General features: G+C 72.0%; 14 protein-coding genes. 4 read left to right on the top strand and 10 right to left on the bottom strand.

Translation table 11 applies throughout. From position 1 onward, the window contains the following. Positions 1-37: 37 nt before the first annotated feature. The 6 genes from ACIBH1_RS36735 to ACIBH1_RS36760 form a co-directional block, all read right to left on the bottom strand. The gene (locus tag ACIBH1_RS36735) at positions 38-6391 is read right to left on the bottom strand and encodes an RHS repeat-associated core domain-containing protein (protein WP_397318639.1); all 6354 of its coding nucleotides are present in this window, start codon (positions 6389-6391) and stop codon (positions 38-40) included. Between the two features lie 106 nt (positions 6392-6497). Next, positions 6498-6875: a GntR family transcriptional regulator gene (locus ACIBH1_RS36740; RefSeq protein ID WP_397318640.1), complete on the bottom strand. Its 378-nt coding sequence runs from the start codon at positions 6873-6875 to the stop codon at positions 6498-6500. Next, positions 6872-7726, bottom strand: coding sequence for a hypothetical protein (locus tag ACIBH1_RS36745; protein ID WP_397318641.1), 855 nt, complete (start codon positions 7724-7726; stop codon positions 6872-6874). The genes ACIBH1_RS36740 and ACIBH1_RS36745 overlap by 4 nt, the downstream gene beginning before the upstream one ends. Positions 7727-7796: 70 nt before the next feature. Further along, positions 7797-8390 carry a pyridoxamine 5'-phosphate oxidase family protein gene (locus ACIBH1_RS36750; RefSeq protein WP_397318642.1) on the bottom strand — a complete coding sequence of 198 codons (594 nt, stop codon included), beginning with the start codon at positions 8388-8390 and terminating at the stop codon, positions 7797-7799. A 38-nt stretch (positions 8391-8428) separates the two neighbouring features. Further along, positions 8429-8878: a GNAT family N-acetyltransferase gene (locus tag ACIBH1_RS36755; RefSeq protein ID WP_397318643.1), complete on the bottom strand. Its 450-nt coding sequence runs from the start codon at positions 8876-8878 to the stop codon at positions 8429-8431. Beyond that, positions 8875-10257: an MFS transporter gene (locus ACIBH1_RS36760; protein WP_397318644.1), complete on the bottom strand. Its 1383-nt coding sequence runs from the start codon at positions 10255-10257 to the stop codon at positions 8875-8877. The genes ACIBH1_RS36755 and ACIBH1_RS36760 overlap by 4 nt, the downstream gene beginning before the upstream one ends. A gap of 88 nt (positions 10258-10345) precedes the next feature. On the opposite strand from ACIBH1_RS36760, the gene ACIBH1_RS36765 reads away from it, so the two are divergent. The 4 genes from ACIBH1_RS36765 to ACIBH1_RS36780 all read left to right on the top strand — a co-directional run bounded on the left by ACIBH1_RS36765 (position 10346) and on the right by ACIBH1_RS36780 (position 13491). Continuing rightward, entirely contained in the window at positions 10346-10939 is a 594-nt protein-coding gene (locus ACIBH1_RS36765) for a TetR/AcrR family transcriptional regulator (RefSeq protein ID WP_397318645.1), read from the top strand. A 47-nt stretch (positions 10940-10986) separates the two neighbouring features. Then, on the top strand, positions 10987-11472 hold the full coding sequence (locus ACIBH1_RS36770; protein ID WP_397318646.1) for a MarR family winged helix-turn-helix transcriptional regulator: 486 nt from the start codon (positions 10987-10989) through the stop codon (positions 11470-11472). 81 nt (positions 11473-11553) lie between these two features. Continuing rightward, positions 11554-12990, top strand: coding sequence for an MFS transporter (locus ACIBH1_RS36775; protein ID WP_397318647.1), 1437 nt, complete (start codon positions 11554-11556; stop codon positions 12988-12990). Positions 12991-13026: 36 nt separating this feature from the next. Continuing rightward, the gene (locus tag ACIBH1_RS36780; RefSeq protein ID WP_397318648.1) at positions 13027-13491 is read left to right on the top strand and encodes a TIGR03618 family F420-dependent PPOX class oxidoreductase; all 465 of its coding nucleotides are present in this window, start codon (positions 13027-13029) and stop codon (positions 13489-13491) included. A gap of 17 nt (positions 13492-13508) precedes the next feature. Here the strand turns inward: ACIBH1_RS36780 and ACIBH1_RS36785 are convergent, their stop codons facing one another. The 4 genes from ACIBH1_RS36785 to ACIBH1_RS36800 all read right to left on the bottom strand — a co-directional run bounded on the left by ACIBH1_RS36785 (position 13509) and on the right by ACIBH1_RS36800 (position 18476). Beyond that, positions 13509-15425, bottom strand: a complete 1917-nt coding sequence (locus tag ACIBH1_RS36785; RefSeq protein ID WP_397318649.1) for a hypothetical protein — start codon at positions 15423-15425, stop codon at positions 13509-13511. Positions 15426-15508: 83 nt separating this feature from the next. Then, positions 15509-15973, bottom strand: a complete 465-nt coding sequence (locus ACIBH1_RS36790) for a hypothetical protein (protein WP_397318650.1) — start codon at positions 15971-15973, stop codon at positions 15509-15511. Positions 15974-15975: 2 nt separating this feature from the next. Beyond that, complete coding sequence (locus tag ACIBH1_RS36795) at positions 15976-17061, bottom strand: lipase family protein (protein WP_397318651.1); 1086 nt, start codon at positions 17059-17061, stop codon at positions 15976-15978. Between the two features lie 20 nt (positions 17062-17081). Then, complete coding sequence (locus tag ACIBH1_RS36800; protein WP_397318652.1) at positions 17082-18476, bottom strand: MFS transporter; 1395 nt, start codon at positions 18474-18476, stop codon at positions 17082-17084. Positions 18477-18604 lie beyond the last annotated feature (128 nt).

The raw sequence follows: 18604 nt of genomic DNA on the forward strand, positions 1-18604 counted from the left end.
CACCGTAGGCAGCGGCGCTGAAGGAACGCTGAAGGGCTCAGTGCCCGGCGAACTTGCAGGCCACGGTGGCGGCGATCATGCTGCCGGTCACCCACGGGTTCCCCTTTCCTCTGGTCGCGATCTGCTTCGCACCGTCGGCGACGCCCGAGATGTCGACCAGGTCACACGCGGTCTCGGCGTCGATCAGCGTCCGGTTGGGCTCGAACCTCCACAGGTTGGGCGGGACCCGCTCGTAACGAGTGCCCAGCCCCGTCGGGAAGGTGTCGACGTTGAACTGGTTGTCCAGCGTCCCAGGAGGCGGGCCCATGATGTAGCCGCCCGGTATCCACCGCACCGGTGGCCCCAGCGGCTCGCGGCGCGGCGGGTCCTCGTTGAAGTGGTTGCGCAGCGGGTTGGGCCGGTCGCGCGTGCAGAAGCACGGCAGGGAGGCCGCCGTCCACGTCATGGCGTCGACCGCCGCGAGCTGGGCGTCGGCGCCCGACCCGTAGATGCGGCGGAACGTCGGCTCGACGACCTGGAAGCGCAGGTAGTTGTACCTGCCCTGCCAGTAGTAGGCCTGGCTTCTCCAGTGCACCGCCCTGCCGTACCAGTACTGCGCCCGCCCCTTCCAGTAGGCGACCTGCGCCTGGAGCTGGGCCACGCGGGCCGACAGGTGGCGGATGATCGTCTCCTGCTGCCGGATGAAGCTGTGCAGCGCGGAGATGTGGGTGAGCAGGTTGTTGATCGCCCTGTCCTGGTCGCGGATGATCCTCTGCAGGCCGTCGATGTGGCCGAGCAGCTGGGTCACGTACCCGGTGAGCTGCTGGTTCTGGTGGCGCAGGGCGGCGTTCTGCTGCTCCAGGCCGTAGCTGTAGCTCGGGGTGAGCCCGCTGGCGTCGGAGAAGCTGACGGGGTCGCCCGTGCTGTAGCCGTACGGGTTGAGGCTCGCCGGCGTGGTGGTGGAGTAGAGCGGGTCGGTGGAGATGAAGATCGCGCTCGCCGTGTCGTAGTAGCGGGCGTTGAGGTACGACAGGCTGGTGGTGGCGTCTTCGATCTGGCCGAGGAAGCCCTGGTCCGTGGCGAGGTCGCCGGTCTGGGCGCGAACGCCGCCGTAAGGGTCGTAGGCCCTGGTGGCGGTGGGCGCGCCGCCGTCGGGGATGGCCGCTTCCACGGATCCCGCCGGGTCGCCGGTGACGAAGTCGACGCCGCCGGGGCCGCGGGTGGCGACGAGTTCCCCGTCGAAGGTGTAGGAGCGCACGGCGCTGACCGTGCCGCCGTCGGCGGAGGCCGTCACCTCGTGTCCGGGCAGGTAGAGCGTGCTGCCCGTGCTCGTACGGCGCAGCAGGCGCTGCCCTGAGGCGCCGTAGGCGAAGCTGGTGCTGCCGCCTCCCCCGCTGACCGAGGTCAGCAGGCCTTGCACGTCCCAGGAGAAGGTCTCGGTCCGCCCGCCGGTCGAACGGGAGGCGAGGTTGCCCCTGTCGTCCCACTGGTAGGACGTGCCGCCGGCCGACGTTGGAGCGTGCGGCCGGGCTCCGCCGGACGGCGGGTAGGCGTAGGCGGTCCGTGTCCCCTGCTCGACGCGCTCGGTCATCCGGCCGGCCGGGCTGAAGCGGTAGCTGTGGGAGTAGGGCTGGTCCCCGGTGCCGGGCGTGCCGTCGGCGCACGTCGCGGTCCTGGCCACGGTGTAGGCCTCGACGAGCCTGCCCCGTGGGTCGTGGTCGTAGCACTCGCGGCGCTGGGCCCCGTTGAGCGTGCCGGCGCGCTCGACGACGGTGCCCTCGGCGTCGTAGGTCAGCTCGTGGCGGGCGGTCTGCCGGTAGGCGCCGCCGTTCTCGACCAGCACCTCGGTGGAGGCCAGCCGCTGGTCCAGGGGGTCGTAGGCCCAGCTCTTCAGCATCCAGCCCTGCAGGACCTGCTTGCTGCCGAACGCTGCCGCGCTGCGGCGGCCGCGATCGTCGTAGTTGGTCTGGCGCACGTAGGTCTGCAATCCCTTCATGCTCGTGGCCAGGCCAAGGCTGGTGTAGGCGGTGGTGACGGTCTCCCCGGCCAGCCCGCCCACGGCGGGGTGGGTGACCGAGGTGACGCGGTCGGCCCGGTCGTAGGTCTGGGAGGTCTCGTACGTGCCGGTCAGGCCCGGCAGGCCGGAGGGCACCGTCAGCCGCCCGCCCAGGGCCCGCGACCGCTTGTCGTAGCCGGTCACCTGGGTCGTCCACGCGCCCTCGGCGCTGGTGCTGACGCTGGTGTGGGGCAGCCCCTTGCCCAGCGTGGCGCCGTCGTAGGTCCACGACGCCAGCACCCTGGAGCCCGACCTGCGCTCGATGCGCCGGCCCAGGGCGTCGTAGGCGGTCTCGATGGTCGCGCCCGAGCCGTCGGTCGCCCTGGTCAGGTTGCCGGCCAGGTCGTAGCCGAAGGTGGCGCTCCCGCGGTCGGGGTCGGTCTGAGAGGTGCGCCATCCGGCGAGGTTGTACTCGTAGCGGATGCGGTTGCCCTCGGGGTCGGTGACGGTCCGCAGCCGGTCGGCCAGGTCGAAGGCGTATCCGGCGGTGGCCCAGCCCTGCCCGTCGTGCTCGGCCACCTCGACGGTGCGGCCGAGGCCGTCGACCCGCTGGCGCACCCGGCTGCCCTCGGGGCCGGTCACCTCGACCGTGTCGACCCCGTAGGAGCTGCGGGTGGAGTGTGCGGGGGTGCCGGAACGCAGCCACTGCACCTCGGTCTCGCGGCCGAGGGTGTCGTACAGGTGGCGGGTGGCGTTCTTCCAGCCGATCCCGGCGAGATACGTGCCCGGACTGCCGGTCACGGCCTGCTCCACGGTCTCGTCGCGGACGTTGCCGCGGTTGTCGTAGGTGGTCTCGGCGACCAGTACCTTGCCGGAGGCCGGTGAGAGTGCCTGGGTCTGACGCGGCCGCCAGAATCCGTCGTGGACCGCCCAGGAGTCCTGGTGGACGGCGTCCTTGCCGGAGTCGAGGCTGCCGCCCACCCGCTGGCGGGAGCGCACGGACCGGGTGGCGACGTCGTAGGAGAACTGCCAGGAGCGTGAGGCGTCCTCGCACGGTGAGGTGGTGCACTGCTCGGTGGGCAGGCGCACGCCCGTCGTGCGGCCGAAGGCGTCGTAGGTGTAGCTCGTCCTGTTGTTGTTGGCGTCGAGGGTCGCGCTGGGGATCCCGAACTCGGGGTGCAGGTCGGTGATCGTGGTGTGGCCCAGCGCGTTGGTCACGGTGGTCCTGATCGGGATCTGGCCGGCCGGGGCTCCGGCGGTGACCGTGTAGGCAGTGGTCGTGGCCGCTCCCCTGGGGGCGGTGACCTTCGTGGGGCGGCCCAGGACGTCGAACTCGGTGGCCGTCTCGCTCCACGTGGAGGCGTCGATCATGGTCCGCCGGCGGGTCGGGTTGCCCCGGGTCGGCGGCTCTCCGGTCGTGGCCGAGCCGTCGTAGCGGGTCTCGGAGGCGGACAGCACCTCGGTGGAGTCGCAGTTTCCCGCGAGCATGCGGTTCGACGCCGGATAGGCGAACATCCACCGGTCACGGTTGACCGCGTAGGTCGTGATCGAGCATCGTTCGTCGCCGGTGACGTGCAGCCAGCCCTCCTCCAGCGTCCTGGAGGGCTGCGGGGGCGTCATGGCGTCGCCGGTGTAGGACATGCGGCTGCGCCGCTCCTGGAAGGCGCCCGGTCCGGCCGCCACCCTTTCGGTGATCTCCGTGACCCCGGCCCACTCCGCGTCGTACAGGTGGGTGGGAGGCGCGTCCACGGTCGTGCGCCTCTCGTAGCCGTAGATCGTCGACTGCAGGACCTGGCCCGCCTGCTCCCCGAGGCCGGACTCCTCCAGCGTCCGGCCGGCCAGGATGCGGTGATCGGTGAAGAGACGGCCGTCGGAGGCGCGTACGCCGACCCTCCGCTCGCCGTGCTTGGGCCCGATGTTCCCGCTGCCGTCGTCGACGGCCAGGGCGTCGCCGTCCCAGCCCCTGAACGAGGTGATGCGGCTCTTCGACCCGCCGCGGGTGACCAGGACGCTTCCGTAGCCGCGCCACTGCGACCAGCCCCACAACTGCCGGTTGCGCGCGAAGGAGCCGTGGTCGAAGGCCCAGGCGGGGTCGCCCTCGTAGGCGTAGGAGGTGGTCGCCTTCGGCCCGCCGTCGCCCGGATCCTCCTCGACCTTCGTCACCAGCCACTTGTGATAGGTGCCCGTGCGCTCCGTCCCGCCGTCGTACACCTCCTGCGGGAAGCAGTCCATCGTGTGGTTGTCCCAGTGCGGCCCCGGGCTCGGCGCCGGAGGTTGCGGGTTGGGGCACTTGCGGTTGAACCCGTAGGAGACAGTGGTCCTGCCGCCGAACGGCGTCGTGATCACGTCGAGGCGGTTGTGGCGCATCGCGGTGGGGATGTGGGCGGCGTTGTCGGCCCTGTTGTCCAGCGTGTGGTAACCGAAGGTGGTGTCGGGGTAGGCCATCAGCCCGCCGAACGCGACGCCCGCGTGCTGGATCGCGGCCAGCTCCAGCTTCCTGGCCTCCCCCGCCGTGCCGTCGGGGAAGCGGTGGATGAGGTTGTACTGCACGACCGGCTTCCACGCCGTCCCCACCTTCACCTCCGCCAGGGCGTGGGCGTAGCGGACTCCGCTGAAGAACGCGGGCGAGTACGTGGTGCACGTGTCGGAGGCGGCGCAGATGAGATCGGTGGGCACGTCCAGGAAGCCGCCGTGGTCCTTGGTCGGCTCCGGGCAGTTGGGATGCAGGTAGACGCAGCGGTACTGCGTCCCGAAGGTCACGCGTGCCGAGTAGGAGTTCGCGTCCCATCCGCGTCCGCCGTAGATGATCTCCTTGAGCCAGGCGCCTCGGTCGTACTTGGAGTTGGCCGGATTGCCGTAGCCGTTGAGCGGCTTGTAGTGGTTCGTCTCCGGCTGGTACAGGTACGACTGCACGTTGCCGTCGGGGTCGATCACGCGGTCCAGATACCAGCGCCAGCCCTGGCGGCACGATCCGATGGTGTCCCCGGCCGCCCGGCAGGGTTCGCCCGGATCGTCGGCGACCACCGTCACACCCAGCACCGACGCGGTGTATCGGCCAGGCATGTGGCCGAAGCCGAAGAAGTAGACCGTCCCGTCCGTCGCCGTGACCTTCCAGTGCTCCCCGCGGTGGACGGCGGTGCCGGGAGCGGCGGTGGCGTCCCAGAGCCGCTCGATCTTCCAGCCGGGATCGCTCTCCAGCCGGTACTCGCCGTCCGAGCCGCTGACCGGCAGCAGGCGGCCGGACACGCCGTTGAGCGAGAGCGTGGCGTTGGCGCCCTTCCAGCACAGGTCGCCGGTGCGCAGGCGGAGGTTCTGCGAGGCGAAGCAGGGCTCGAAGCCGCGCTCGACGAATCCGCCGGGGATGTCGCCCCACCCGAGCCCCACGGGACCGGCCTGCGGGTTGGTCGCCACGGTCAGGCCGTCCACGGACGCCGACGAGTAGCCCAGGCCCAGCGCCGGGGCCGTGCCCGCGCCGGGGGCGGGCAGCGTGAACGGGTAGGAGTAGGTGAAGCTGCCCGCTCCTGGCGAGGCGTTCCAGGAGCCCGTCGCTCCCATGCTGCTGGCCGCGAAGGTGCCAGGGTCGCCGCCGGGGGCGGCCATCACCGCGAAGACCGCCGAGCCGCGGTCACCGGCGGCAGGGCCGCTGCCACTGGTAGCAGGGCCGCTGTCACCGGCGGCTGGGCCGCTCCTGTCCTCCAGCCCGAGGCTCGCCGCGTCCACCCGCGCGTCGGCGGCGAGAGCGGCCAGATCAGGCACCGTGACGGTCAGCTTCCTGCCCGCCAGATCGTTCGTGGAGGGCAGCCGCACCCCGGCCGGGTCGCATCCGGCCGGCACCGGCCGGATCAGCGCGCAGTCGGGCAGCGCGACCACCTGCAGCCGGGCGCCGTAGTCCGCGCCGTAGGCACCGGCGAAGGAGGCGTAGTCCACCGACAGCTCGGCGGGCACCCCCTCCCGGCCCGCCGCGCGCGTCAGCACCTTGCGCTGCTCCGCCGTACCGGCGTCGACCTCGGAGATCCGGAAGAGGAAGCCGGAGACCCCCGCGTTCCGCGCCGCCGTACGGTCGAGCACCTCGACGCGCATCAGCCCGCCGTCCGTGCTCCGCGCGCCGCCCTTGACGGCGACCGGCACGTCCTGAGTCGCCTCGCCCTTCGCGCCCAGCACCACGTCCCAGCCGCGGGCCGGTGGGAAGGCGGCGGGCTGCGGGGCGGAGGGTGCGCTCTTCGAGAGCGGGACCGAGGTGGAGTCCCGCCACGGGACCGCACCGGGAGTCCCTTGCGGTTCGGCCAGTTCCTCGGCCCATCGGGGAGGGTCGGGCGCGGTGGCGCCGGTCGGTACGGCCACGCCGCCGAGGGTCACCAGCGTCGCGCCCAGTACCGATAAGAGGCGGCCGCGTCCCCGTTGTCGTTGTCGTGTCATGTGCCTCGTCTCCTGCCGCGTGCGGGTTTTCCGTCACCGTGACAGGGGGCGCTTCAGGACTCTTGAAGGCTTCCTGAAGATCGTCGAGGCGGGCCTTCAGGCGGGGTCAGGGCGCTGCCGGGGCCGGGGTGTCCGTGGTCAGGGCGGCCTGGACGATGCGGAGCGCCTCGCCCGCGTCGATGCCCACGCTGGCGATCACGGCCGCGTAGTCGGCGGCGGCCCGGCGGGCTCGTTCGCGTCCCTCCTCGCCTGAGGACGACACGAACGACCCCGCCCGCCCCCGCGTCTCGATCAGCCCCGCCTCCTCCAGTTCCCGGTAGGCCCGGCCGACCGTGTTGACGGCCAGGCCGAGGTCGGCGGCGAGGTGGCGGATGGTGGGCAGCCGGGCGCCCACCGCCAGCGTGCGGTCCTGGATCTGCCGGGCGAGCTGGGCGCGCAGTTGCTCGAAGGGCGGCACCGGTGAGGCCGCGTCGATGACGATCATCGGGTGCCCATCGCCTGCCGGGCGGCCGTGGCGCTCGACGGCATCCTGGAGTGGATGGCGACGAACGCGGCCAGCCCCAGGAGCACGTAGGCGACCGCGGCGGCGCTCCACCAGCCGGGCGCGGTGCCGAACAGCAGCACCATGGGCAGCGACCACTGGACGCTGGGCATGGTCAGCTCGCGGGCGTCCTCGATGCGCATGATGACGTCGGCGGTCAGCGACTCCTCGTCCTCCGCCACGACCGGGCGTCTGAGCAGGTGGCGTAGCTGCATGACGATGACGGCCGTCCCGCCGAGCAGGCCGATCAGCAGGACGACGGCCAGTTGCCGCACGGTGGAGTCGGGGACGGCCAGGGCGCTGCCGGTCAGCATCATCGCGCCGGCGAAGGTGGCGAGGGCGAAGACGGCGTAGGGCCGGCCGAGCACGTCCTGCCAGCCGGGCTGGATCGAGTGGGCGGCCCGGCGTGACAGCGTGGCGCCGGCCCGCTGGTCGACGCGCCGCACCCACCAGTCGAGCAGTGTCTGCCCGACCAGCAGTCCGGCCACCAGCGCGGTGAGCGCGAGCAGCGGCACGGGGCGTTGCGGCCGGAAGCCGCTGAGTGCGGCGACGAGGGAGCTGCCGAGGATCAGGACGGCGAGCATGATGTGGGCGAACAGGCGGGCGCGCCTGCGGACGGCCAGCCTGCTGGCCAGCACCGGGGTCACGGTGGTGCCGGTCAGGTGGTGCCGGGTCAGCCAGTCGCCCGCCGAGCGCAGGTCGGCCTCACTCGCGAGCGGGCCGGGGCCAGGACCAGGGCCGGGGCCGGGGCCAGGACCAAGGTCGGAGTCGGGGCCGGGGTCGGGGGTACTCATCACAGCACGCCTCCTTTGTCGCAAGCTTTGTAGCAACATGGTGCGACATAACTTGCGACAAAGTCAACGCTCATTCTCCTGCGCGCAGCCGGGCGTTCTCGCGTTCGAGCTCGGCCACCCGATCGCGCAGGTGCCCGAGCGCGTGCCCGACGGCGTCACGGGAGAACAGCTGGGGGATGTGCTGCGGGCAGTTCCAGTCGAACCCCTCGACCCGGATGGAGACGGCGCGCTCCACCCTGGCGGGATAGCCCGCCTCGGCCAGGGACAGGTCACCCTCGATCACTCGGGCCCTGCCGAGCACCTTGAGCCTGACCTGGTTCGCGTAGTCCATGAGGAACAGCGAGACGCGGTCGTCGTGGTCGAGGTTGCCGCGGGTGATGTACTGCCGGTTGCCGCGGAAGTCGGCGAAGCCGAGCGTCCTGTCGTCCAGCACTCTCAGGAACCCGGGCGGCCCGCCGCGGTGCTGGATGTACGGCCAGCCGCTCTCGCTCACCGTGGCGATGTAGAAGCTGTCGCGCTCGGCGATGAAGGCGCGCTCGCCCGGCCCCAGGCGATCGCCTTCCGCGGGCCCTTCGAGAGCCCGGCGGTAGGCGCGATGGCTGCCGTGGGCCTTCTGGTGCGCCTGGACACCCTCGGTGAAGGCCAGCTGGGCGAACCTGCTCACGTCAATACGATTCTAATGGTCACGCTCGCCTTTAACCATTAGTCGGCGGCGATGATTCCCGGCTTCCACCGCCCGATCTTCTTGGTGACCAGCTCGGCCCCGATGCGCAGGTAGAAGCGCTGCGCGGCGACGTTGGCCTCGGCCACCTCCCAGCGGATCAGCCTGCCCTCGGCCGCGTCGGCGGCGGCGAGCATGAGCCGTTCCCCCACGCCCTGTCCGCGCTCGGCGCCGGACACGAACAGGTCGTCCAGCGCGCAGTAGTCCTCGCCGGACCAGAAGCTGACCCGCTGCAGCCAGGAGACGTAGCCGACGGCCCGGCCCTCGCGCTCGGCGAGGAGGTAGGTGACGTCGGGGCGGGCCAGCAGCCCCTCCAGGATCTCGACGGTCACGCCGATGGCCCAGGCCTGGTCCTGGGTCTCGGCCAGGGCGCGCATGAGGGCGTGCACGGTGGCGGCGTCTTCCGGTGTGGCGCGGCGGATCTCGATCACGACTGTCCCTCCAAGGGCCGAACTCGTCCGGGCGTCACCAGGGCGGCGACGACGATGCCGATAGCCGCGGCGACGGCCGCCACGGCGAATCCCCCGGCGAAGCCGCTCAGGGTATCTCCTACCAGGCTCGCGGCGGCGACGCTCGACACGACGGCGGCGCCGAGCGAGGCGCCGAACTCGTGGAAAGTGCTGACGATGCCGGAGGCGATCCCGGCCTCCTGGGGCGCCACCTGGCCAAGCGCGGTCGCCGAGGCGACGACGAACATCGCCCCCGTTCCGGCCGCGGCGACGGAGACGCCGGCCACGACGCTGACGGGATGCATCGACAGAGCGGGGACGGCCATGCCTGCGGCCGCGACCGCCAGACCGGCGACGGCCAGGGCCCGCCCGCCCCACCGGCCGATCAGGCGTCCGGTGAGGTTGGCCCCGATCATCGTGGCCACCGCCACCGGCAGGAACAGCAGCCCGGTCCGCAGGGCGCCGTAGCCGAGCGCCTGCTGGAAGTAGAAGGTGCCCAGGAAGAACACCGCGATCATCAGGGCCGTCGCCATGAGGATGAGGAAGGCGCCGGTCGCCACCGGCCGCCGCACCAGCATCCGCACGTCCATCAGCGGCGAGCGCGCCCGGCGCTGCCACAGCACGAACAGCGCGTATCCGGCCACGGCGGCCAGGACGAGCCAGCCCGTGAGCGGGGTGAGCCATCCTCGCTCCCCCGCGGCGATGAGCGCGTAGATCAGCGACGCGGAGGACGCGGTCACCAGGACCGCGCCGAGGACGTCGAGCCGGGGCCGGTCGGAGGCCCACGGCCGTACCTTGGGCAGCAGGACGGCGAGCACGACGGCGATCACCAGCCCGATGGGCACGTTGACGTAGAAGACCCACGACCAGCCGGGTCCCGCAGTGAGCAGGCCGCCCAGCAGGACTCCGAGGGCGGCGCCGCCCCCGCCGAGCGCCGACCACACGCCCAGGGCCCGGTTGCGCTCCTCCCCGTCGAACAGCGCCACCACCAGCGACAACGCGGCGGGTGACAGCAGGGCGGCGCCGACGCCCTGCGCGATGCGGCCGCCCACGAGCATGGCCGCCGATCCCGCGAGCCCGGTGGCCAGCGACGCGGCGGTGAAGACGAGGAGCCCGGCGAGCATGACCCCCTTGGCGCCGACGAGGTCCGAGATCCTGCCGCCGAGCAGCATGAGCCCGCCGAAGGTGAGCGTGTAGGCGCTGACCGTCCAGGTCATCGCCTCGCGGGTGAGGCCGAGATCCGTCTCGATGTGGGGCAGCGCGATCGCGACGACGGTGACGTCGAGGATCAGCATCAGCTGGGCCACGCCGAGCAGTCCGAGGATGCGCCATCGCGCGGGGTGCGCGCCTGACTGGTTCATGGGTGCCTCCGAGGGGATAACTCGTACTCCATGTACGAGCTTTAGCCAGACTATAACTCGTACATCGCGTACGCGTTAGAGTGTGGGCATGGTCGATTCAGCCGCACGCCCCAAACGCCGGGCCGACGCCGAGCGCAGCATCGCCCGCATCGTGGCCGCCGCACGCGAGCTGCTGAGCGCGGATCCGAACGCGAAGACCGACGACATCGCCAGGGCCGCGGGCGTGGGGCGGATGACCCTGTACGGCCACTTCGGCACGCGGGCCGAGCTGATCGACGCGGCCCTGGTGGAGGCGCTGCGGACCGGCGACGCGGTCCTGTCGTCGGTCGACCTCGGCGGGAACGCCCGCGAGGCCATGGCGCGGCTGCTCGACTCCAGCTGGCAGGTGGTGGCCCAGTCGGCGGCGCTGCTGGCCGCGGCCGAGGAGGTCCTGCCCACGGGGCGGGTGCGCGAGCTGCACGAGGAGCCCGTGCGCCGCATGACGGAGCTGATCCGCCGGGGCCAGGAGCAGGGCGTCTTCCGCACCGACCTGCCGCTCGACTGGCTGGTCAACGTGGTCCACTACCTCCTGCACGGGGCGGCGGCCGAGGTGCGAGCGGGACGGCTGGCATCCTCGCGGGCCGCCGACGTGATCACCCGGTCCGTGCAGTCGGTGCTGGCCGCCCCGCAGGAGAACCCGTAGAAAAGAAGCAGATAATCCAGAACGAAACCAGTTGCTAGACTCGGTCCATGACCGCCATGGCACCCGCGCGCACCGAGCCGGACCTCTCCTACCTGCTGGACCACACCAGCCACGTGCTGAGAACCCAGATGGCGGCCGCGCTGGCCGAGATCGGCCTGACCGCGCGCATGCACTGCGTCCTCGTGCACGCCCTCGAAGAGGAGCGCACACAGATCCAGCTCGCCGAGATCGGCGACATGGACAAGACGACCATGGTGGTGACCGTCGACGCCCTGGAGAAGGCCGGCCTGGCCGAACGCCGCCCGTCCAGCACTGACCGGCGGGCCAGGATCATCGCGGTCACCGAGGCAGGCGAGGAGGTGGCCAGGAGGAGCCAGGAGATCGTCGACGGCGTGCACCGGGCCGCCCTGGGCGCCCTGCCCGACGACGAGCGTGAGGTGCTGCTCCGGGCGATGAACCGGCTGGCCGGAGGCCATCTGGCGAGCCCGGTCGAGGCCTCGCAGGGAGCGCGGCGGGCACGCCAGAAGGGATAAATAAGACCGACATAGATAGTCTGCAACGAAACTATCTGTTAAGGTCTCTCCTGTACCCCTCAAGAGGTCAGGAGTAGCCCCATGTCACCTCGTTCACCCTGGTCGGCCCTCGCCGTCCTGTCGGCCGCGATGCTGATGACCATCCTCGACGGCAGCATCGTCACCGTCGCCATGCCCGCCATCCAGCGTGACCTCGGCTTCTCCCCCGCCGGGCTGAGCTGGACCGTCAACGCCTACCTGATCGCCTTCGGCGGACTGCTCCTCCTGGCCGGCCGGCTGGGCGACCTGATCGGCCGCAAGGCGATGTTCCTGGCCGGGAACGCGGTCTTCACCGCCGCATCGGTGCTGGCGGCCGTGTCGACCGGTCCTGGGATGCTGGTCGTCGCCCGGTTCCTGCAGGGCGTCGGCAGCGCGATGGCCTCCGCCGTCATGCTGGGCATCCTGGTGACGCTCTTCACCGGCGCCAGGGAACGCGCCAAGGCCATCGGCATCTTCAGCTTCACCGGCGCCGCGGGCGCCTCGATCGGCCAGGTGCTGGGCGGAGTCCTGACCGACCTGCTCAGCTGGCACTGGATCTTCCTCATCAACCTGCCCATCGGGCTGGCCACGATCGCCCTGGCGATCCGGGCGCTGCCCGCCGACCGCGGCGCGGGACTCGCGGCCGGAGCCGACGTCATCGGCGCCGTGCTCGTCACCAGCGGACTGATGCTCGGCATCTACACCGTGGTCAAGGTCGAGGAGCACGGCTGGCTCGCCACCCACACCCTCGTGCTCGGCGCGGTCTCGCTCGCCCTGCTGGTCGCCTTCGTCCTGCGCCAGGCGAGCGCCAGGACGCCCCTGATGCCGCTGCGGATCCTGCGCTCCAGGAACGTGTCCGGCGCCAACCTGGTCCAGATCCTCACCCTGTCGGCCATGTTCGCCTTCCAGATCCTCGTCGCCCTCTACATGCAGAAGGTCCTCGGCTACGGCGCGCTGGAGACCGGCCTGGCGATGCTGCCCGCGGCCCTGGCCATCGGCGGCGTCTCCCTGTTCGTCTCGGCCCGGCTCAACACCCGCCTCGGCGAGCGCGCCGTCCTGCTGACCGGTCTGGCGCTGCTGCTCGGCGCGATGCTGTGGCTGTCGCGCATCCCCGTGGAGGCCGACTACGTCACCGACCTGCTCCCGGTGATGCTGCTCATCGCGGGCGGCGGCCTGGTCCTGCCCGCCCTGACCTCGCTCGGCATGTCGGGCGCCAAGGCCGACGACGCGGGCCTGGCGTCAGGACTGTTCAACACCACGCAGCAGATCGGCATGGCCTTCGGCGTCGCCGTCCTGTCCACCCTGGCCGCCACCCGCACCGAGGAGCTGCTGGGCGGCGGCCGGAGCCAGGCGGCCGCGCTGACCGGCGGCTACCACGTCGCCTTCGCCGTCGCCGCGGCCCTGCTCGTGGCCGCCTTCGTCGTCGCGCTCCTGGTCCTGCGCCAGCCCGGCCGCGACACGACCGCCGCGCAGGCGCCGCAGCTCACCCCCGTAGCCTGACCACTCGTTCCGCCCTACAGACAGGATGTGATCCCCATGACCTCCAGCCCCGCCGAGCCGCGAGTCCTCACCGACGCCGAGCTCAGCGCCTTGCTCGCCGATCAGCAGTTCGGCGTCCTGGCCACCGTCAAGCGCAGCGGCCACCCGCACCTTTCTACCGTCCTGTACAACTGGAGCCCCGCCGAGCGCATCGTGCGGGTCTCCACCACGGCCGACCGGCTCAAGGCCCGCCACGTGCGCGCCAACCCCCACCTGTCCCTGCACGTGAACGGGCCGAACATCTGGTCGTTCGCGGTCGCCGAGGGCCAGGCCGAGGTGTCCGAGGTGACCACGCAGCCGGGAGACGCGGTCGGCAAGGAGCTCCTGGCGCTCGTCCCGGCCTTCGACGACCCCGCCGCGCAGGCCGCCTTCCTGCGGCAGCTGGTGGACGAGCGCCGCGTGGTGATCAGGCTGCACGTCTCACGTCTGTACGGCACGGCGCTGGACATCGCCGGCGAGTGAGCCCTGACGAGGAAGGCTCACCTGGGCTGGTAGCGGCACAGGCGCCCGGTGTGGATGGTGACGTGCAGCTCCCCGCCCAGGATCGCGTCGGCGGAGGCGATCCTCTCGATGGCACGGCGGATGGCCTTGCCGACCGAGATGCGGGCACGCTCCTCGTTGCCGGTGAAGCTCCTGATCCGCCCGTCGAGCCCGGTGGCCGACGCCAGCCCTTCGAGCAGCCAGTCGCGTTCCACCCGCAACTGCTCGGCGCGCACGGTGTCGTGGGCCGCCTCGTGGTCGTCGATCTCCTCCTGCAGCTGCGACAGCCGTTCGCGATAGGCCCTGACGGCGGTCTCGTCGAGCGTCGGCTGGGTGATCCCGGCGGCGGCGACCGCCTCCTGGCTGGGCACCGGCCCGGCGGCCAGCTCGATGGCGGGGACCTCGTAGCGGGGGTTGGCCAGCAGGACGGCGAGGTACTCCATGCCCAGGCTGTGCTTGACGTCGACGCTCCTGGCGCCGAGCCCGACCCGCCACCACCGGCCCTCGCGTCGGCATTCGATGAGCGGCCGCTGCGCCTGCGGCACCGCGTTCATGATCGCCGCGTGCAGCTCGCGCTCCCCCGGCACGGTCATGCCCAGCCCGGCGGCCTCGCAGGCGGCGACCTCCAGCTGGCGTCCCGCCTCGGCGGCGTCGCCGGTCCTGGCCCTGAGCATGAGCGCCTGGGCCCAGCGCACGCGCGACAGGACCGCCGCCGGCCAGTGCCCCATCGCCAGGTTGCCCCTGACGGCGAGCTTGAGGTGCTCGATCGCCCGCTGCGGGTCGCCCGTGGTCAGCGCGGCCACGCCGAGCGCGTGCTGGGCCGAGCCGAAGCACGTGACGCCGAGGCTGGCGACCAGGGGCAGGTGGGCGTACGGCATGAGCAGCTCGTAGGCGGCGGCCGCGGTCTCGGCGTCGTGTAACAGGTTGGCCGCCTCCACGACGCCGAACATGGTCGCCAGCCAGGTGCTCGATCGGGGCAACGAGGCCAGGCCCGATCGGCGCAGGCGGGCCAGCGCCCCCGCGGCCTGCCGGTGCTCCCCGGCCTCGGCGGCGGCCACGGCCAGCGCGGCCAGGTAGGAGTTGTCGACCGCGCTGAGATCGGGGGAGGCCGCCACCTCGGCGAGCAGGGGCACCAGTTCCGCCATGCGGCCCTGGTACCAGCGGATGGCCACCATCTGCCCGCCGTACCAGCTCGTGGCGTCGGCGTCGCCGACCAGCCTGCCCCGTTCCGCGCACGCGGCGGCCCTGGCCTCGGCCTCGCCCAGGCGTCCCGCGCGGATGGCGAGCATCACGTCGATGGCCTGCAGCACGAACCCGATCGCCTGGTGGTCCTCGTGTTCGAGCTGCGCGCGCAGCTCCGCCAGGGACCGTTCGGTGTGCGGGTGGGCGTCGAGGATGTGGCCGACGGTGCGCCACAGCAGGCCCATCAGCAGGTCGCTGCGGCACGAGGTCTGGAAGCCCGCGGCGAGCAGTTCCCTGGCCAGCTCGTGACGGAGCGGGGCGTGGCCGGGGCCGAGCAGGCACTGGTGGGCCAGGCCCGCCGCCTCGGCCAGGGCGGCGCAGTCGCCGTACGCCCTGGCTTCCTGCAGGACGGCGAGGACGGCCTGGTGCTCGCCCGACCGGTAGTCGGACTCGGCGGCCAGCCGGACCCGGAGCCGGAGGGCGAGCGGGGAGCCCGGGTCCACGGCCGACAACGCCCGCCGCAGGCGTACCTCGATCGACGTGCCCGCCGTGAAGCCGCGATGGTCGTGGATCCACAGGCCGGCCAGACCCAGTGCCGCCACGGCCATGGCGGGACCGTCGCCCGCGGCCTCGGCCGCGAGGTAGGCCGCCTCGAACCGGTCACGACCGGAGCGCAGGTCGTCGCCGGCGTACCAGGCGTGCACGTCGCAGTGGCGGCTGTGTCGACGGGCCATGCGCCGCTCCCAGGTTCTTCCGGTGGTTCATCAAATTTTGAACCACCGTAGGAATCCTGTCTTGAACATTTCTTGCGAGGGCCCTACCAGCGGCCCTTGACCACGTTGGAGCTCTTCGACATCCGCGGGTATCCGGGGCCCTCGAAGACGACCTTGACGTAGATCTCGTCCCCTTCGGTGTCGAAGTTCTCGGGACCGTCCTCGTCGAGGCGGACGCACGGGACCGAGGGCTGGCCGGTGATGATGAGGCCGCCGTCGTACCTGCTGGCCGTCATGGCCGTGGGCAGCGCCTTGTAGAGCCGGTTGTCGTAGACGAGGTCGTCGGCCCAGACCTCGATCCTGGCGCTCGCGCCGTTGTCGATCTGGTACTGCGCCTGGGCCTGCGACATGCCGATGCTGGTGATGACGGTCAGCCGGCACTGGCCCGCGCTCTCGTTGACGGTGAGGCGGGGCTTGGCCATCGCCCCGGGCTCGGTTCCGGCGTGGGCCGGTGCCGTACCGAGGCCGAGGGTCACGGCCGCCGCGAGGGCGGCCACACGCGTGGACATCTTCATTTCTCCTCCGTTGACAGATGATCGGCCAGCCATGCGACGGCCGAGGGGGCTCCGGCGAAGGCGCCGGAGAGATGGTCGTCGGCGACGACGTCGGCCCAGCTGACCCGCGCGCCGAGCGCGGCGTAGTCCGCGTACAGCTCCCGGCCCAGGGCGGTGGGCACCAGCACGTCGTCGGCGACGTGGTAGAGGCGGACCGGCACGCGCGGCGCGCGGCGGCCGTTCTTCTCCCGGTCGAGCAATGCGCGCCAGACCGGCTCGTCCCACGGCTCCTCGCGGACGGTGTGATGGTGCATGGGCTCGGGGAACTCGATGATGAGCCCGACGACGTCGAGGGTCGCGGCCCGCGCGGCGGCCGCCTTCCCCCGGTCGGTGAGGATCGCGTCGAGGGCGGGATCGCGGTGGGCGTGCGACAGGCCGACGAGCACGGCGAGCCCGAGCCCGGAGAAGGGTCCGCCGTCGATGGCCTTGGCCACCGCCCGCAGGTCGGAGGGGACCCCGCCTGCCGCCACGGCCCGCAGATCCATTTCGGGGGCGTAGGAGGGCTGGAGCTCGGCGGCCCAGGCGGCGTAACGCCCGCCCTCCGAATACCCCCAGACCAGCACCGGCCCGGCCAGGTCCCGGCCGAGGCCGGGAGCGGCCCTGACGATGTCCAGCATCGCGTGGCCGCCCGACCGGCCGGCCCCGTAGGTGTGGGGCCCCGGCATGCCGAGCCCTTCGCCGTCGGTGACCACGACCGCCCAGCCGCGCGCCAGCGCGTGCTCGATCATCGTGATCTCGATCTCGTCGCCCGAGCGCAGCAGGTAGCTGGGGGCGGCGTCGCGGCTGAGGCCGTGCACGCCGACGCCGTAGCTGAGCACCGGCCGGGCGCCCGGTCCCCGCCAGGGCGCGGCCGGGAGCAGGACGGTGCCGGAGACCGCGACCGGCCTGTCGCGCGAGTCGGTCGACACGTGGACGACCTGCCAGGCGACGGAGACCTCCGCGCTCTTCACCTCGACCTCGCGGGTCCTGAGCAGTTCGCCGGGACGGCCGAGACGCCCGGCCGGCGCGTAGAAGGGATCAGTACTGGGAACGGGAATGGACACAACGCACCTCTCTTGACATGTCATGACGTGGCCACGGCGACGGCGAACGCCACCGCGGCCAGGACGCCGGCGATGGCGAACCCCTGCGCGAACCCGGCCATCAGCGCCTCACCCGGCGCGACCGCGGACGCCAGCGCCGCCTTGGTCTCCGAAGCCGCCTGGGCGGCCAGCACCGCGACGCCGACCGTGCCGCCGACCGCCTGGAAGGTGCTGAGCAGGCCCGAGGCGATCCCGGCGTCGGAGTCGCCGACATCGGTCATGGCCGAGGCGGCGTTGGCGACGAACGTCGTCCCCACCCCGGCGCCCAGCCCGACGAGCGCGGGCAGCAGCAGCGCCGGATAGGAGCTGCCGGTGTCGAGCATCACCAGGCACAACGCCGCGACCGCGGTGACGGCGGTGCCGCCCAGCACCAGCGCTCTGGACCCGGAGACGTGGACGAGCCGCCGCGTGACGAGCGCGAAGACGAGCACCCCTGCCCCGATCGGCAGGAACCTGAGCCCCGCCTCGATCGGGTCCTGGGCGAGCACGTCCTGCAGCGCCCTGCTGAGGAAGAAGAACGACGGATACAGGCAGGCGAACAGCAGCGCCGCGATGAGATAGGCGCCCAGCCGCCGTCGATGGGCCAGCAGCCGCAGCGGCAACATCGGCTCGGCGACCGTGCGCTCGATCCGGACGAAGGCGACCAGCAGCAACGCCGAGACGCCGAGGGCGACGGAGGAGACCAGGTCGCCCCAGCCGTCGGAGCCCGTGCGGATCACGCCGTACACCAGGAACCCCAGCGCGCCGGTCCCCACGACCGCGCCCAGCACGTCAGGACGCCGCCTGACGCCCGTCGACTCGGGCAGCACGCGCCGCGCGCTCGCCAGCAGCACGACCCCGATGGGGACGTTCACCAGGAACACCCAGCGCCAGGACGCCAGCTCGGTCAGGAAGCCCCCCAGCACCAGCCCGAGCGTGATCCCCAGCCCCGCCATCGCGCCGTAGGCGACCATGGCCTTGGTCCGCGCCGCCCCCGGCGCGTAGAGCGTCGTGATCAGGGACAGGGTCGTGGGGGTGGCGAGCGCCGCCCCGACCCCCTGCCCGGCCCGCGCGGCGAGCAGCAGCCCGGCGTCGTGGGCCAGACCGCCGAGCAGGGACGAGACCGTGAAGACCAGGATCCCGATCATCAGAGTCCGGCGATGACCGGCCAGGTCCCCCATGCGCCCGCCCAGGAGCAGCAGGCCCGCGTACGCCAGCGTGTAGGCGTCGATCACCCACGCGAGACCCGCGTTCGACAGGCCGAACTCCCGCTGGACGGCGGGCAGGGCGAGATTGACGATCGTCACGTCCAGCGTCGCCATGAGCTGGGCTGTGCAGATGAGCGGCAGAGCGAACGGGCTCAGCCGGATGGATAAGTGAGCAGTGGAACGTGACAAGGTGACCCCCGTGGGAAGCGTCGCGAGCGATGACTAACCCTGGGGTGTTCCATCCCGTTCCACCGATGTTCCAGGACGGTAAGAGATCGGTAAGTCCTCCGCGCCACAGTGAGGGCAATCACCGAGGA

The sequence above is a fragment of the Nonomuraea sp. NPDC050663 genome (genome assembly GCF_044456985.1).
Lineage (GTDB): Bacteria > Actinomycetota > Actinomycetes > Streptosporangiales > Streptosporangiaceae > Nonomuraea.